Origin of the sequence: Brevibacterium litoralis (assembly GCF_040212315.1) — a bacterium.
Lineage (GTDB): Bacteria > Actinomycetota > Actinomycetes > Actinomycetales > Brevibacteriaceae > Brevibacterium > Brevibacterium litoralis.
Window position 1 is genome coordinate 39,611 of record NZ_JBDIUY010000026.1, and the last position, 15,386, is coordinate 54,996.

General features: G+C 70.7%; 11 protein-coding genes. 7 read left to right on the forward strand and 4 right to left on the reverse strand.

The window, feature by feature from the left end; genetic code table 11:
* The first annotated feature begins 16 nt into the window (after window positions 1–16).
* Complete coding sequence (locus tag AAD496_RS09560; RefSeq protein ID WP_349828460.1) at window positions 17–2,149, forward strand: DNA gyrase/topoisomerase IV subunit B; 2,133 nt, start codon at window positions 17–19, stop codon at window positions 2,147–2,149.
* A 61-nt stretch (window positions 2,150–2,210) separates the two neighbouring features.
* Here the strand turns inward: AAD496_RS09560 and AAD496_RS09565 are convergent, their stop codons facing one another.
* Together AAD496_RS09565 and AAD496_RS09570 are read right to left on the reverse strand one after the other, a co-directional pair.
* Entirely contained in the window at window positions 2,211–3,134 is a 924-nt protein-coding gene (locus AAD496_RS09565; protein WP_349828461.1) for a M56 family metallopeptidase, read from the reverse strand.
* Window positions 3,135–3,228: 94 nt separating this feature from the next.
* Window positions 3,229–3,579, reverse strand: a complete 351-nt coding sequence (locus tag AAD496_RS09570) for a BlaI/MecI/CopY family transcriptional regulator (protein WP_349828463.1) — start codon at window positions 3,577–3,579, stop codon at window positions 3,229–3,231.
* 341 nt (window positions 3,580–3,920) lie between these two features.
* Here AAD496_RS09570 and AAD496_RS09575 point away from each other — a divergent pair, with 341 nt between their 5' ends.
* The 3 genes from AAD496_RS09575 (at window position 3,921) to cydD (ending at window position 10,227) form a co-directional block, all read left to right on the forward strand.
* Entirely contained in the window at window positions 3,921–5,495 is a 1,575-nt protein-coding gene (locus AAD496_RS09575; RefSeq protein ID WP_349828464.1) for a cytochrome ubiquinol oxidase subunit I, read from the forward strand.
* A gap of 30 nt (window positions 5,496–5,525) precedes the next feature.
* Complete coding sequence (gene cydB / locus AAD496_RS09580) at window positions 5,526–6,575, forward strand: cytochrome d ubiquinol oxidase subunit II (RefSeq protein ID WP_349828465.1); 1,050 nt, start codon at window positions 5,526–5,528, stop codon at window positions 6,573–6,575.
* 73 nt (window positions 6,576–6,648) lie between these two features.
* Complete coding sequence (cydD, locus tag AAD496_RS09585) at window positions 6,649–10,227, forward strand: thiol reductant ABC exporter subunit CydD (protein ID WP_349828466.1); 3,579 nt, start codon at window positions 6,649–6,651, stop codon at window positions 10,225–10,227.
* 144 nt (window positions 10,228–10,371) lie between these two features.
* Here cydD and sepH read toward each other — a convergent pair whose 3' ends face one another.
* Window positions 10,372–12,075, reverse strand: a complete 1,704-nt coding sequence (gene sepH / locus AAD496_RS09590) for a septation protein SepH (protein ID WP_349828467.1) — start codon at window positions 12,073–12,075, stop codon at window positions 10,372–10,374.
* 175 nt (window positions 12,076–12,250) lie between these two features.
* Here sepH and AAD496_RS09595 point away from each other — a divergent pair, with 175 nt between their 5' ends.
* Both AAD496_RS09595 and AAD496_RS09600 read left to right on the forward strand, forming a co-directional pair.
* Window positions 12,251–13,408 carry a ferrochelatase gene (locus tag AAD496_RS09595; protein ID WP_349828468.1) on the forward strand — a complete coding sequence of 386 codons (1,158 nt, stop codon included), beginning with the start codon at window positions 12,251–12,253 and terminating at the stop codon, window positions 13,406–13,408.
* Between the two features lie 368 nt (window positions 13,409–13,776).
* Window positions 13,777–14,076, forward strand: a complete 300-nt coding sequence (locus tag AAD496_RS09600; RefSeq protein WP_349828469.1) for a DUF4193 domain-containing protein — start codon at window positions 13,777–13,779, stop codon at window positions 14,074–14,076.
* Window positions 14,077–14,259: 183 nt separating this feature from the next.
* On the opposite strand, the gene AAD496_RS09605 is transcribed toward AAD496_RS09600, so the two are convergent.
* On the reverse strand, window positions 14,260–14,748 hold the full coding sequence (locus AAD496_RS09605) for a DUF3093 domain-containing protein (RefSeq protein WP_349828470.1): 489 nt from the start codon (window positions 14,746–14,748) through the stop codon (window positions 14,260–14,262).
* A gap of 46 nt (window positions 14,749–14,794) precedes the next feature.
* Here AAD496_RS09605 and dut point away from each other — a divergent pair, with 46 nt between their 5' ends.
* A complete protein-coding gene (dut, locus tag AAD496_RS09610) occupies window positions 14,795–15,262 on the forward strand; it encodes a dUTP diphosphatase (protein ID WP_349828472.1) in 468 nt (155 codons plus the stop codon).
* The last annotated feature ends 124 nt before the right edge of the window (window positions 15,263–15,386 follow it).

The window sequence follows — 15,386 nt, forward strand, 5'->3', positions numbered from 1 at the left end:
GAAGAAAGGTGTGTCCGTGGCGAAGAAGACGTCCATCGACGAGCAGGGCGAGTACGGAGCCCGTCAACTCTCGGTCCTCGAGGGGCTCGAGGCCGTCCGCAAGCGACCGGGCATGTACATCGGCTCGACGGACTCCCGCGGTCTCATGCACTGCCTGTGGGAGATCATCGACAACTCTGTCGACGAGGCGCTCGCCGGCCACGGTGAGGACATCGCCCTCGTCCTGCACGCCGACGGTTCGGTGGAGGTCTCGGACAACGGGCGCGGTATCCCGGTCGACACCGAGCCGAAGACGGGCCTCACGGGTGTCGAGGTCGTCATGACCAAGCTGCACGCCGGTGGCAAGTTCGGCGGAGGGTCCTATGCCGCGGTGGGTGGTCTCCACGGTGTGGGCGCCTCGGTCGTCAACGCCCTGTCCGCGCGCCTCGACGTCGAGGTCACGCGCGCCTCGAAGGTCTACCGTCTGTCCTTCCGCCGCGGGACCCCCGGCCGGTTCGACGACGGGAAGAACGGCCCGCACCCGGACAACCCCTTCACCCCCTTCGAGGGTCCGGCGGAGCTCGAGGTCGTCGGCAAGGCCAAGCGGGGGACCACGGGTACCCGGACCCGCTACTGGGCCGACCCACAGATCTTCCTCAAGAACGCCCAGTTCTCCTACGACGACCTCGTCACCCGGGCTCGGCAGACGGCCTTCCTGGTACCCGGCCTGCGCCTGTCGATCACCGACGACCGGGGGATCGTGCGCGACGAGGAGGGGGAGATCATCCCCTCCCGGACCGAGGAGTTCCGGTTCGACGGCGGGATCTCCGAGTTCGTCGAGCACCTGTCCCACGACGAGGCGGTCACCGACACCTGGCGGCTGGAGGGCACCGGGACCTTCAAGGAGACCGTGCCGGTCCTCGACGAGAACGGGCACATGGTCTCCCGCGAGGTCGAGCGGGAGGTCGGCGTCGACATCGCCCTGCGGTGGGGCAAGGACTACGAGACGAAGGTCCGCAGCTTCGTCAACATCATCGCCACCCCCAAGGGTGGCACACACCTGTCCGGGTTCGAGACCTCGCTGCTCAAGACCCTGCGCAAGAACATCGAGGCGAACGCACGTCGTCTCAAGGTCGGCAAGGACAAGCTGGAGAAGGACGACGTCCTGGCCGGTCTCACGGCGGTCGTCACGGTCCGCCTGGCCGAGCCGCAGTTCGAGGGGCAGACGAAGGAGGTCCTCGGTACCGCCGGGGTCCGCCAGATCGTCGCGAAGACCGTCGAGAAGGAACTCGGTGCGGTCCTCGACTCCGCGAAGAAGTCGGACAAACTGCAGGTGAAGATGCTGCAGGAGAAACTCGTCGCGGAGATGAAGAGCCGGATCTCGGCCCGCACCCACAAGGAGAACCAGCGGCGCAAGACGGCACTCGAGTCCTCCTCGCTGCCGGCCAAGCTCTACGACTGCCGGAACACCGGTGTCGCCGACAGCGAACTGTTCATCGTCGAGGGTGACTCCGCCATGGGCACCGCGAAGGCCGCCCGCGACTCCGAACACCAGGCACTGTTCCCCATCCGCGGCAAGATCCTCAACGTCCAGAAGGCGAACGTGTCGGACATGCTCGCCAACGCGGAGTGCTCCTCGCTCATCCAGGTGATCGGCGCCGGGGTGGGCCGCTCCTTCGATCTCGACGTCGCGCGGTACGGCAAGGTCATCATCATGACGGACGCCGACGTGGACGGTGCCCACATCCGCACCCTGCTCCTCACGCTCTTCTTCCGTTACATGCGTCCGCTCGTCGACGCCGGGAGGGTGTTCGCCGCGGTGCCGCCGCTGCACCGGGTGGAGATCAAGGGCACCCGCGGCAAGCCGAACGAGGTGGTCTACACCTATTCGGAGGCCGAGCTCCACGCCCTGCTGGGGAAGCTCGACAAGCAGAAGAAGAGCTACAAGGAGCCGATCCAGCGGTACAAGGGTCTGGGTGAGATGGATGCGGACCAGCTGGCGGAGACGACCATGGACCCGTCCATGCGCAGCCTGCGCCGCGTGACGATGGCCGACGCCGAACGCGCCGAGGAGGTCTTCGGACTCCTCATGGGCTCCGAGGTGGCACCCCGCAAGGAGTTCATCATCGACGGTGCCGCGGTCCTCGACGCCGAACGCATCGACGCCTGATCCGGGTCCCACCGGGGCCCGACGCCGCCCGACGGCGCGCGGTGTCCGGGAGGCGAGGGGCTCAGAGGAGGCTGCGGACCACGGGGCCGAGCAACATGACCGTCGGGGCGAGCAGCAGGACGGCCGCGAGCAGCAGGCTCGTCACCCGGGTGCTCCTCCGGCGGGTGGGCGGCTGACCGGAAAGACGGGCGACGCGGGCCTCGGTGAGGTCGTTGCGGTAGTCACCGGGGTAGACCTCCGCGGTCGTCGCGATCGCGGTCGACAGGTCGTGGGGTTCGACGAACTTCCGGGCCATGTCGTCGGCCATGAGTTCGATGAGCGAGGACACGCTGCGCAGTGCGGCCGAGGTGACCGGCAGGAACGGCAGCGCGCGGTTCCAGGCCGCGAAGGGCAGGACGAGCAGCTCGTGCCGGAAGATCAGGTGCGCCTGCTCATGGGTGACGACCGCGCGCCGCTGGGCGGGGGTGAGTGCCTCGAGCAGACCGGTCGACACGACCGTCGTGCCGGACCGTCGGCCGGGCAGACAGTAGGCGACGGGCTCCTGGGCCGGGATCACCCGGGTCCCGGGCAGTTCCTCCGAGGGTTCGGTGAGCAGTTCGACGAGGGCCGCGTGCTTGCGCCGGTGCCGCCGCACGTCCCGCCACTGCAGGTACAGGCAGCCGATGAGACGGACGGACAGGATTCCTGCGAGGACGAGGAGGATCCACTGCCACCACGCGAGACCGTGGGCGAGTGAGGGGTGGCGGACCACGGCGAGCAGTCCGGTGAGTCCGTCGTGCAGGGATTCCGAGAACGGGGCGACCGCGAAGACGAGGGCGGTACCGATGAGCGAGAGACCACCGGCCAGTCCGACGGCCTGCCAGAGGACGACCTCGGAGATCGGATCAGGACCGGGGTACCGGTCGGCCCGCCGGGACAGGACGAGGGGGATCGGCCATGCGAGCACGACGGCGAGGACGACGAGGACCGATCCGGACAACACCATGGTTCGAGCCTAGTCCGGGGGTCTCAGAGAGAAGGAATCAGCGGTAGGGGGAGGACGCCTGTGCCGGGACCACAGGACCCGGGCGGAGCAACTTTCAGCGGCGGAAGCCGAGGAGGGAACCGATGTAGGCGGTGTCCGACTCGGAGACGGTGCCGAGGAAGCGGGCGAGGACCGCCTGACGGTCCGGTGCCTGGTCGAGGACCTCGCTCATGAGGTCGGCGACGTGGTCCTCGCGGGAGGAGCAGGCCAGGTACTTGTGGGGGCGCATGCCGCGGTCGCGACGGACGAAGCCCTTCTTCTCCAGGCGGGTGAGGACGGTGTGGACCGTGGTGAGGGCCAGATCGCGGCCCTGGAGTTCCTCACGGAGACCGGCGGCGGTGAGCCCGTCCTCCGCGTTCCACAGCGTGTTCAGGACGCTGCGTTCCAGTTCACCCAGGGTTTCCACGTGTCTCCTCTGCCTCGGCTCTCATGTGTCGGCTCGTCGGCCAGCACCGATGTCGCCACTATTCTACGCGCTGTCGACAAATCCGCACGATGAGATGTGTCGGGCCCGACACCGGGTGTCACGTGGGAGAACGCACCCGTGAAACATGGTCGAAATCTGTGAGTTCCGTCGCATTTTCCTGCATCCGGCCGTATCGTCGGGCGTGGGACGCGTCCGTCCTCCATGTGGGACGTCATACCTCCGAATCGGCCGGACGGGCGTATTCTACGATCCGTAGAACTTCTACGCGGCGTAGAATACGTGCGTGGAAGACAAATGATCCTTCGACCGAGGAGGCGAGCGTGGACCCGGTCCTCATCGCGCGGTGGCAGTTCGGCATCACCACCGTCTACCACTTCTGGATGGTGCCCCTGACACTGGGCCTCGGACTGCTCGTGGCGGTCCTCCAGACCATGTACCACCGCACCGGTAACGAGTACTGGCTGCGGGCCACGAAGTTCTGGGGGAAGCTCTACCTCATCAACTTCATCATGGGTGTCGCGACCGGCATCGTGCAGGAGTTCCAGTTCGGGATGGCCTGGTCGGAGTACTCCCGGTTCGTCGGTGACGTGTTCGGCGCACCCCTGGCGATGGAGGCGCTCGTCGCCTTCTTCCTCGAGTCGACCTTCCTGGGGATCTGGATCTTCGGCTGGGGCCGGGTGAGCCGGCGCTTGCACCTTACCGTCCTGTGGGCCGCGGTCATCGGGTCCTGGTTGTCCGCCTACTTCATCATCGTGGCGAACTCGTGGATGCAGCACCCGGTCGGTGTCGAACTCATCGACGGCCGGGCGGTCATGACCGACGTGGGGGCGGTGCTCACGAACAACACGGCGATGGCCGCCTACACGCACACGCTCGCCGGGGCGGTGGCCGTCGGCGCCGGGTTCATGCTCGGCATCGCCTGGCACCACCTGTGGCGGCGGCGGGTCGACGGGATCGACACCGTCGACCCCGTGACGAAGAAGGTGGTCGTCGGTGAGGCGCCCGAGGTGCCCGGCCGCGACCGGACCGACTACATGGTGTGGTGGCGTTCCCTGCGGATCGCCGGCTGGGTGGCGGTCGCGGCCTTCCTCGCGGTGGCTGCCACCGGTGACATCCAGGCGAAGCTCATGTACGAGCAGCAGCCCATGAAGATGGCCTCGGCGGAGGCGGCCTGCCACGACGGGACCGAGTTCTCCGTGCTCACCTTCGGCAACCTCGACTCCAACGAGTGCGCGGACGTCGTGCCGGTCCTCGAGGTCCCCGGCCTCCTCTCCTTCCTCGCGAAGGGCGACTTCACGACCGAGGTGCCCGGCGTCAACTCCCTCATCGAGGAGTACGAGGCCTCCTACGGCACCACCCTGCCCGAGGGCGAGATGTACGGGGAGTACTCCGGGCAGGAGATCGACTACCAGCCCTCGATGTTCGTCACCTACTGGGGCTTCCGCATCATGATCGGTTTCGGGGTGCTGGCCGCCGGTTTCGCGGCCGTGGCCCTGTGGATCACCCGGCGTGGCACCGTGCCCCGGTCGTGGTTCCTCGACCGGCTGGCCCTGTGGGGGATCGCCGCACCCTTCATCGCGAACACCGCCGGCTGGGTCTTCACGGAGATGGGCCGTCAGCCCTTCGTGGTCGCCCCGAACCCGGACCCCTCGGGGGTCGATGGGGTGTGGCTGTTCACCGCGGCTGCGGTGTCGCCACAGGTGAGCCCGGGGGAGTTACTCTTCTCCCTCATCAGTCTCACCCTCGTCTACGGCGCACTCATGGTCGTCGAGCTGAGGCTCATCATGCGCTACGCCCGCGGTGGCGTGGTGTCCGCGATGCCCGAGCTCGGCAAGCCCACCACCACCCCGAAGTCCGTCGAGTCGCAGGACGACGTCCTGTCCTTCGCCTACTGAGCGCCCCACCGGCACTGGAGGTCAACGATCATGGAATTCCTTCCCACCGTCTGGTTCGTGCTCATCGCCGTCCTGTGGCTCGGATACCTCTTCCTCGAGGGCTTCGACCTGGGTGTGGGCATGCTCATCAAGTGGTTCTCCCGGGACGAACGGGAGCGCCGCCTGCTGCTCAACACCATCGGACCCGTCTGGGACGGCAACGAGGTATGGCTGCTCACGGCCGGCGGTGCGACCTTCGCCGCCTTCCCGTTCTGGTACGCCTCGCTGTTCTCCGCGCTCTACCTGCCACTGACCCTCACCCTGCTCGCCCTCATCTTCCGGGCGATCTCCATCGAGTACCGCGGGAAGGGCCACAGTGACCGGTGGCGGTCCTTCTGGACCTGGGCGATGGCCCTGGGCTCCGGGGTCGCGGCCTTCTGCGTGGGTGCGATGCTCGCACTCACCTCGACCGGGATGCCGCTCGACGCCAACGGTGACAACATCGGCGGTCCCTTCGCCTGGCTCACGGTCCCCGCGGTCATCGGCGGCCTGGGCGTCCTCGGCTTCACGTGGCTCCACGGTCTCCTCTTCGTCGCACTCAAGACGGACGGTCCGGTCCGCGAGCGCGCCCGCCGGGCGGCCGGCCGATGGGCCCCGTTCCTCCTCGTGCCACTCGTCGCGTGGGTCGTGTGGGTGCAGGTGGCCACCGGCACGTGGTGGGGGTGGGCGATCATCCTGCTCGCCGCGGCCTCCATGGTCCTCATGTGGGTGTGGATCTCCCGCGGCGCGGAGAAGCGGGCCTTCCTCGCCCAGGCAGGGTTCCTGGTCCTCGGGGTCGTGTCGATCTTCACGAACATGTACCCCGTCGTCCTGCCCTCGACGCTCGACCCGGCCTTCTCGCTCACCGTCGACACGGCGAGTTCCTCGGGCTACACGCTCGGCGTCATGCTCGCCGTCGCGATCGTTTTCGTGCCGATCGTGCTGGGCTACCAGATCTGGAGCTACCGGGTCTTCGCCCGCCGACTACGCGTCGAGCACATCCCGGAGGCCCACGTCGTGCCGGTGGCCATCCGCGGTCACGCCGGCGCCCGGACCCACTGAACGCGCCCGAGGAGCCCCGCCCGCACTCGGCGCACCCGCCCGCTCCACTCCCGCCCCGAGGTGAGAGGACCCCATGCCCCGCACTCCTTCCACCCGTTCGCCGGTGGCGATCGCCCTCGCCTCGATCGCGGGCCGCCGGGCACTCGCCCTCCTCACCGGGATCGCCGCGCTCAAGGCGCTCGGTCTCGTGCTCGTCGCCGACGGGCTGTCCCGGGGTGTGGCGGACCTGTTCGTCGGCACCTGGGACTCCGGGTCCCACCTGGCCGTGGCGACGGCGGTGCTCGGCGGTGTCCTCCGGGCCCTCGTCGCCTGGGCGACCCGCAGCGTGGGGGCCCGCGCGGCCGTCACGGTCCGGGAGGAGACCCGGCGGGCGCTCGCCTCCCGCATACTGTCCGGATCGACCCGCGACATCGGCGTCCCGGAAGGGGCCCTCGGCCTGCTCGGCACCCGATCGCTCGACGACTTCGACGACTACTTCACCCAGGTGCTCCCTGCCCTCACCGCCACGCTCGTCGTCCCGTTCGTCCTCATCGCCCGGATCCTCTTCGCCGACTGGGTGAGTGCGGTGGTCCTGTGCCTCACCCTGCCGCTCGTACCGTTCTTCATGGTGCTCATCGGCGGGTACACCGCCGAACGCGTGCAGGAGGCGACCGCCGCGCTCGACCGACTCTCCACCCACCTCGTCGAGCTGGCCCGGGGACTGCCCGTGCTCGTGGGACTCGGTCGGGTCCGGGCCCAGACGGCCGCGCTGGGCCGGATCACGGCGGCGTACCGGGACACGACGCTCACCACGCTCCGGGTCGCGTTCCTCAGTGCGCTCGCCCTCGAACTCCTCGCGACGATCTCCGTGGCGCTCGTCGCCGTGTTCATCGGTGTCCGTCTCGTCCACGGCGGGATGGAGCTCCGGGACGGACTGTTCGCCCTCGTGCTCGCGCCCGAGTGTTTCCTGCCACTGAGGCGCCTGGGCGCTGCCTTCCACTCGACGGAGAACGGGCTGGCCGCCTTCCGCCGGGTGCAGGAGGTCATCGGCACACCCCTCGCCGCGCGGGTGCCCGCCCCACGGTCCCCGGACGAGGGAGGTGACGCAGCCGAGGCGCTCCGGATCGACGGCCTGACCGTCACCCATGCCGGGCGCGACGTCCCCGCACTCGTGGAGGTCGACGCGCGGATCCCGGAGAGGGGACTCACCGTGCTCACGGGCGCCTCGGGCGCGGGGAAGTCCACCCTGCTCGGGGTGCTCGCGGGATTCGTGCGGGCCGAGGGCGGGACCCGGGTGACGGGGTCCGTGATCGGTGGGAGCGGGGAGGAATCCGCCCGCGCCTGGGTGCCGCAGGCCCCGCGGACCCACGCGGCGACCCTCGACGCGGAACTGCGGCTGTACGCGGGGGAGTGCTCGGCCGACGACCGGCAGCGGGCGCTGCGCGCGGTCGGACTCGACCTGTCGCCGGAGACCTCCTGTGCCGCACTGAGCCCGGGGGAACTCCGCCGGCTGGCGCTCGCCCGAGCCCTCGTCCGGGTGTGGGCCGGCGCTCGGCTGGTCCTCGCGGACGAACCGACCGCCCATCTCGACCCGGACGCGGCCGAGCGGGTGCGTGCGGTCCTGCGGGAGCTCACGGACTCGGCGACGGTCGTCGTCGCGACGCACGATCCCGCCCTCGTCGCCCGGGCGGACCAGGTCATGCACCTGGCGGACGGGCGGATGGTTCCAGATGCCCCGGCACGCGGGACGGGTGCGACCGGACCGGACGGGGACGGCACGGGGGAGGAGCGGGGGCAGGGCGCCTCGGCGGACGGGAGTGCCCGGTGGACGGGGAGGGAGCGCCTACTCGACGGTTCCACTCCTGACGGTCCTGCACCCGACGGCGCCGGTGCCGGGGCGATCGGTGTGCGGCGGGCGCTCGGACGGTTGGCACGGGCCGTGGACATGCGTCGGCCGCGGTTCTGGCTCGCGGTGCTGTGCGGGATCGTCGCGGTGGCGGCGGGAGCGGCGCTCACGGCGGTGTCGGCCTGGCTCATCGTGCACGCGGCCACGCAGCCGCCCATCATGTACCTGCTCGTCGCGATCGTCGGTGTCCGCTTCTTCGGGCTGTCGCGGTCCGTCTTCACGTACTGGGAACGGTTGTCGTTGCACCATGCGATGCTCGACGCACTCGTCGACCTGCGGGTGCGCATCTGGGGCGCCTTCGCCCGGACGGGGACGGCGGACCGGCACCTGCAGCGTGGGGAGGCGGCACTGACGCGGCTGGTCTCCGATGTCGACGACGTCCGGGACCTGGCGCCACGGGTCGTCCTGCCGCCGGTCGTCGCGGTGGTCGTGTCGGTCGCTGCGGTGGTCACCCTGTCTCTCGTGCACCCGTGGGCGGGGCTCGTCCTGGCGCTGGGGTCGGTGCTCGCACTCGGCGGCGTGCCACCGCTCACGCTCCTCCTCGACGCCCGGGCGACCCGGGTGCGCACGGAGGTCCGACGTGCGGTGCTCGCCCGGTTCGCGGCCCTCCTCCACGCACGCGAGGACCTGGTGGGCAACGGCCGGGGAGAGGCCGCGGTCGCCGATCTCGCCACGCTCGACTCCCGCGCCGGCCGGGCCGAAAGACGTGCCGTCCGGGCGACGGGTACCGGCGAGGCGCTCCTCACCGGCACCGGGATCGTCACCGGTGCGCTCATGCTGCCGGTGCTTGCGCCCGCGGTGCTCGCCGGCTCCCTCGATCCGGCGCTGCTGGCGGTCACCGTGTTGCTGCCGCTGGCCCTCCTCGACACCTGGGCCGACGCGCTCGCCGCCCTCCAACAGTGGCCGACGCTACGCGCGGTGCTCGCCCGGGTGCCGGAACTCGACGCACCCGGTGACGGCGAGACCGGGCCGGGTGCCGGGGCGAGCGAGCAGGGTGGCGCGGAGAACGCGCCGGGTGCGAGGGACGGCCGGGACGACCTCCCGGGTGTGCGCCCTGTGCCGGATCCGCGCCTCGTCGAGCTCGACGGGGTGGCGGCCCGCTGGCCGGGAACACTCGCGCTGGTGTTCTCCGGGGTGGACGCGCGGATGAGACCGGGTGAGTGGACCGTGGTGACGGGCCCCTCGGGGTCGGGCAAGACGACCCTCGTGAGTGTGGTGCTGCGGTTCCTCGCCCCCGTGGCCGGGGACTACCGGCTCGACGGCAGGAGTGTCCTCGACCGGGGGCCGGAGGCGCTGGTCGGACGGGTGGCGTGGTGCCCGCAGGAGTCACACGTCTTCGACTCGGGGCTGCGGGGCAACCTGCTCATCGCGCGGGACCGGGAGGACGCCCCGGACGAGGCCGAGATGGAGGAGGTGCTGCGCCGCGTGGGGCTCGGGGACCTGGTCGAGCAGATCGGGCTCGACGCACGGATCGGGGCCGGCGGGTCGCACCTGTCCGGTGGTCAACGGCAGCGCCTGGCGGTGGCACGCACGCTCCTGGCGCGGTCACGGGTGGTCGTCCTCGACGAGCCGACGGCGCATCTGGACCCGCCCCTGGCCGCCGCGCTCATGGACGATCTTCGGGCGGGGCTCGACGACCGGATGGTCCTCCTCGTCACCCACCGCACCGGCGAGGCGCGCCCCGGCGACGGTCACGTGGACCTCGCCGCCCACGTGCCCGGCACGGATGCCGGTGACGAGGTCGGGGTACCCGCCCGCGCCATCTGAATGTGAGATGTCGGCTCTCTTGTGAGATGCAGTGTTCGAACACTGCACTCACGAGAGAGCCGACATCTCACATTGCGTGCGCCCGGATGGACGGTGCACGCGTCGGGCTCAGGGTGGGGTGCCGGGGAGCGGGCGGTGAAAAGCTCAGGGGCGGCGGCCGCCGAACATGATCTCGTCCCAACTGGGGACCGAGGAGCGGCCCTTCTTGGACCGGTTGCCGCCGTTCGACCCCGTGGAGCCGGAGTCGTCGCCGGAATCCTGTGTCGGCGAGCCCTGCGCCATCGAACCCTGCGTCGGGGCGTCCTGCGCGGCCGGGTCGTTCGGCCCCTGCGCCGCGGTGTCGTTCCCGGCCGCGGTGTCGGTCCCGGTGGCGGGAGCCTGCGTCGACGGGGCGGAATCGTCCTGCCCCACCGGTCGGACCGGGGCGGGACCGCCGCCCCGGCGTGCCGGACCTCCACCGAGTCGTGCCGGACCTCCGCCCAGACGTGCCGGTCCACCACCGAGGCGTGCGGGGGCGTCGCCGGTCGGTGCCGGAGAGGGCGAGGTGGAGGGCGCCTCGGCGGCGGGGTCGGTGGTGCGGCCGTCCTGCGCGGACGGTCGGTGCTGACCGGTTGCGTCCCTGTCGGAGGTGTCCTCGTCGGTCGTGCCGTCCGCGGACTCCGCACTGTCGGCGTCGTGCTCGACGTCGCCCGGCGTGTGGGCCGCGTCCTCGCGGCGGAGGATCGGGACGGTGGCGTTCGAGGGGAGGTCGGTCATGTCCTCGGCGACGCCGGGCTCGTCGAGCACGGAGAGCTGGGCCGGGTCGTCGGCGAGATCCTCGTACTCGGTGCTGCGGAGCGCGCGACCGGAGGAGGCGGGCTCGGCGTCGCGGAGGGCGACGGGGCGGACGGGCACCTCGGGTGCCTGGCCCGGGCGGGGGACGGCGATGACGCGGTCGTCGAGGGCTTCCTCGGGGGCGCTCAGGGCGGTGTGGGCGCCGTCCGGGGTGCGCTCGGGCGTGCGGGTGACGGCGTGCAGGCCACCGGCGCGGGCGGGCTTGGGGAGGGCGGAGGCGGGGCGGCCCGCGGACTCCTGGTCGTCCCGCGCGGCGGCCTGGCGACCCCGGCGACGGCGCAGACTCTCGAGGATCCGTCCGGTCTCCTCCTTGTGGCGACCGTTCCGGGACGCATCCGTGGGAGTGTCCGGGTCGGCCCCGGTGGCGCCGGTGCGGCCGGCGTCCGCGCCGATGCCACGGTCCCGTTCCTGGGCGGTGCCGAAGGTGGGGATCGGGCCGGAGTCGGTGGGGCCGGTGTCGGTGAGCCAGCGGGCCTCGTCGTCGAGGGGGTCGACCGCGCCCCGGGCGAACGACCACCCGGCGGTCCGGTCCTTGCCGGCGGCGACGAAGCGGAGTTCGACGTACCAGGTGCCGTCCGGGCGCTTCCAGGCGTCCCAGGACATCGAGTCGGGGTCGACCTCGCGCACGAGCAGGCGGCGGCGGACGAGGGCGGAGAGCGGGGTCGGGGTGGCCTCGGTGTCCCCCTCGGGGAAGACGGGCACCCGGCCGGCCCGATCGGCCACGTGGGCGCGCTCGGCGAGGACGGGGCCCTCGTACTGGCGGACGTGGGTCAGGGACGCGCCGGTGGACTCGCTCACGTCCTCGGCGGTCATGCCCGAGCGGATCATCGCCTGGATGTCCCGGGGGCGCACGGACTCGCCGTCGGCGTGCAGGCGGGACAGGCGGGACCGGTCCCGTCGGACGGCGGCGAAGAGGCGTTCGTCGATGGCCACCGTGTACTCGTGGCCGGCGTCGTCGACGAGGACGAGGTGCTCCTCGTCCTCGTGCACACCGTGCAGTGTCAATTCCGTCATCGGTCCGACCTCCGTGAAACGCGTTGTCGCCTGGCATCGTGTCACGGGGGCAGGCCCGCGGCCGGGAACCGGGCGGGCGAGTCGCCGGATCAGCGGTGTCGAGGGGTGGGATTCCGCGTTCCGTGTGGGGTATCTCGCGCCGGGTGGGCGTTCCAGTGCCGGTACAATCTCGAAGGTGACTTCTGCAGAACTCGAACCCTTCGACGCCATCGTCCTCATGTCCTTCGGCGGACCGGAGAAGCCCGAGGAGGTCGTCCCGTTCCTCCGTAACGTGACCGAGGGGCGTGGCATCCCGGACGAACGACTGGAAGAGGTCGGCGAGCACTACTACGGGTTCGGTGGGAAGTCCCCGATCAACGACCAGAACCGGGCGCTGCTCGCGGCGCTGCAGGCGGAGGTCGAGTCCCGGGGCCTGGACGTCCCGGTCCTGTGGGGCAACCGGAACTGGGAGCCCTACCTCACCGATGTCGTACGGGACCAGGTGGTCGAGCACGGTCGCACGCAGTTCCTGGCGATCGACACCTCCGCCTACTCCTCGTACTCGTCGTGCCGGCAGTACCGCGAGGACTTCTGGAAGACGCGGATCGCCCTGGCCGACGAGGGCCACACGGTCGGGTTCGACAAGATCCGCCAGTACTTCAACCATCCCGGTTTCGCCCGCGCGGAGTTGGAGTGCCTGCGCGAGGGGCTGGCCGGTCTCGCGGACGTCGTCACCGACGGTCGCCTCGATCCGGAGGTCCACCGCGTGCTCTTCACCACGCACTCGATCCCGCAGGGCATGCAGGACGCCTCCGAGGCGGAGACCGTCGGGTACGCCGCACAGCACCGGGAACTCATCGAGTGGATGGTCGCCGAACTCGGTGACGACATGCCGCTCGACTGGGAGCTCGTCTACTGCTCGCGGTCGGGAGCCCCGCACGTGCCGTGGCTCGATCCGGACGTCAACGACCGGATGGAGGAACTCAAGGAGGCCGGCGTGACGGGCATCGTCACGGTACCGCTGGGGTTCGTCTCCGACCACATGGAGGTCGCCTTCGACCTCGACACCGAGGCGCGGCAGACCGCCGCGGACCTGGGGCTCGACTACTTCCGGGCGCCGACGGTGGGCACCCGGCCGGAGTTCGTGTCCGGGCTCGTCGACCTCGTGCTCGAGCGGGCGGCCCAGCGCCGGGGTGAGGAGCCGCCGACGCCGGCGGTGACGCCCCAGGGTGCGCTGACCGCCGGGTCGGGTGCGTGCTCGATCGAGTGCTGCCGTGGCGCCGTCGACCGGGGGACGACCCCGGTGTGGGCCGCCGCCGGCACCGGCGACCGGCAGCCGATCGACGCCGTCTGAGTCGTTCGTGAGTCCTCGGGCCATTCGCCTGACCTGCACCTGACCTGAGGCGGACGTCACGCCCGTGGGGTCCCCACGGGACCGGCGGGCGTGGCATCATTTCCGCCGAGAACGACCGACCCCGGTGGTGGCATGTTCCGGGCGGCAATGCAGCACGAGTGCCGCAACAATGCGCCCGGAAAATGTGACATGATTCACCCTTGCCAAAACAGGGTCGGACGTGCACAATAGCGGGGACATTGCACAGAGGGCCCTACACCGGCCCGCTCAGATCGGCCAGGCAGCCCGTTGCCACAGCCCGGATCAGCCCCTTTGTGCGCGTTCACCTCCACCGCACAATCCTTCCCGCGAAAGAGTGATCTGACCACATGGCGACCGATTACGACGCACCTCGCAAGCAGGACGAGGAGCTCAAGAACGACTCGATCGAAGAGCTCAAGGCCGAACGCAACCAGAAGCAGGCGAGCCAGGTCGACGAGGACGAGGCGGTCGCGGCGGACAGCTACGAGCTGCCGGGCGCCGACCTGTCCAACGAAGAACTCTCCGTGCGTGTGCTGCCCAAGCAGAACGACGAGTTCACCTGCATGGAGTGCTTCCTCGTCCGTCACCGTTCGCAGCTGGCGAGCGACGAGGGCGGACACCCGATCTGCACCGACTGCGCCGGCTGAGTCCGACGCCGCCCTAGCCCCGGCACCCCACCGGCTGAGTCCGACGCCGCCCGAGCCCCGGCACCCCACCGGCTGAGCCCGACGCCGCCTCCGGCGGAGGACTCCTGGCCCGCTGAATCGCTTTGGCCCCCTGAGATGAGCATCTCAGGGGGCCAAAGCGATTCAGCGGGCCAGAACGGGGTCTCAGCGCAAGGCGGCGGCGAGGGCCTCGGGGTCGCGGCTGGAGACGAGCCAGTAGGGGGTGTCGTCGGAGGCGTCGTCGATCGTGATCTTCGCGACACGCTTGACCCAGGGACGGATGAGGAAGAAGGCACGGGCGTCCATGCGGGGGCCGCGTTCGGCGAAGGACTCCTCGGCGTCGAAGGCCTCGACGTCGGTGACGAACTCCCGCTCGATCCAGGCGCGTCCGACGTGCAGGGCATCGGCCGTCACGACGATCCGCGGCGAGGCCGCTCGGAGCCCGAGGACGGCGAGCAAGAACACGACGACGGGCACGATCACGCCGCCGGCCGACCAGATCGGGATGACCATGAGGGAGGTCATCGCTGACAGGCAGGCGGTGACGAACCACCAGGAGAAGGGTGGCCACAGGCGTTCGGCGTGGAGGACCGTGTCGGACGGTCCGGTGGTGTCGCCGGGCGTGGGGGAGAGGTGATCGGACGATGCGGACATGCCTCCGATTCTCCCACAGCGACCCGAGCGGTTAGAGTGCGCTCTCGTGGCTGCAGACGAACAACGGATCGAACTCAAGCTCATCGACCGGGGACTCCCGGTGCCGTCCTACGAACACGTGGGTGACGCGGGCGCCGACCTGTACTCGACGGAGGACCTGACCCTCCAGCCCTTCGAGCGGAAGCTCGTGGGCACCGGGATCGCGCTGGCGCTCCCGGAGGGCACCGCCGCCTTCGTCCACCCCCGCTCGGGCCTGTCGACCAAGCACGGGATCACCGTCGTCAACGCGCCGGGCACCATCGACGCCGGCTACCGCGGTGAGATCAAGGTCCCGCTCATCAACCTCGACCCGGACCTCCCCTTCGTCGTCTCCCGGGGCGACCGGATCGCACAGCTGGTGATCCAGCGCGTCGTCCGCGCCGAGTTCGTCGAGGTCGACTGCCTCGACCCGACCGCCCGCGGTGAGGGCGGCTTCGGCTCCACCGGCGGTTTCACGCCGGCCACCGGGCGCTGACCTTCACGCCGCCCGGGCCCCGGCACCCCACCGCTGACCTCTCGGCCGGACTCTCCGCCGCCGAGGCGCCCTGTCCTCCGGAATCCCACCGGTCCCGCGAGTCCTGCGGGGTGGCGCTCTCGTC

Bases quoted from the DNA above. Each gene is read 5' to 3' on its own strand.
- AAD496_RS09565 (WP_349828461.1), bottom strand. From the start codon at position 3,134: ATGGTGTTGTCCGGATCGGTCCTCGTCGTCCTCGCCGTCGTGCTCGCA.
- cydB (WP_349828465.1), top strand. From the start codon at position 5,526: ATGGAATTCCTTCCCACCGTCTGGTTCGTGCTCATCGCCGTCCTGTGG.
- cydD (WP_349828466.1), top strand. From the start codon at position 6,649: ATGCCCCGCACTCCTTCCACCCGTTCGCCGGTGGCGATCGCCCTCGCC.
- sepH (WP_349828467.1), bottom strand. From the start codon at position 12,075: ATGACGGAATTGACACTGCACGGTGTGCACGAGGACGAGGAGCACCTC.
- AAD496_RS09600 (WP_349828469.1), top strand. From the start codon at position 13,777: ATGGCGACCGATTACGACGCACCTCGCAAGCAGGACGAGGAGCTCAAG.
- AAD496_RS09605 (WP_349828470.1), bottom strand. From the start codon at position 14,748: ATGTCCGCATCGTCCGATCACCTCTCCCCCACGCCCGGCGACACCACC.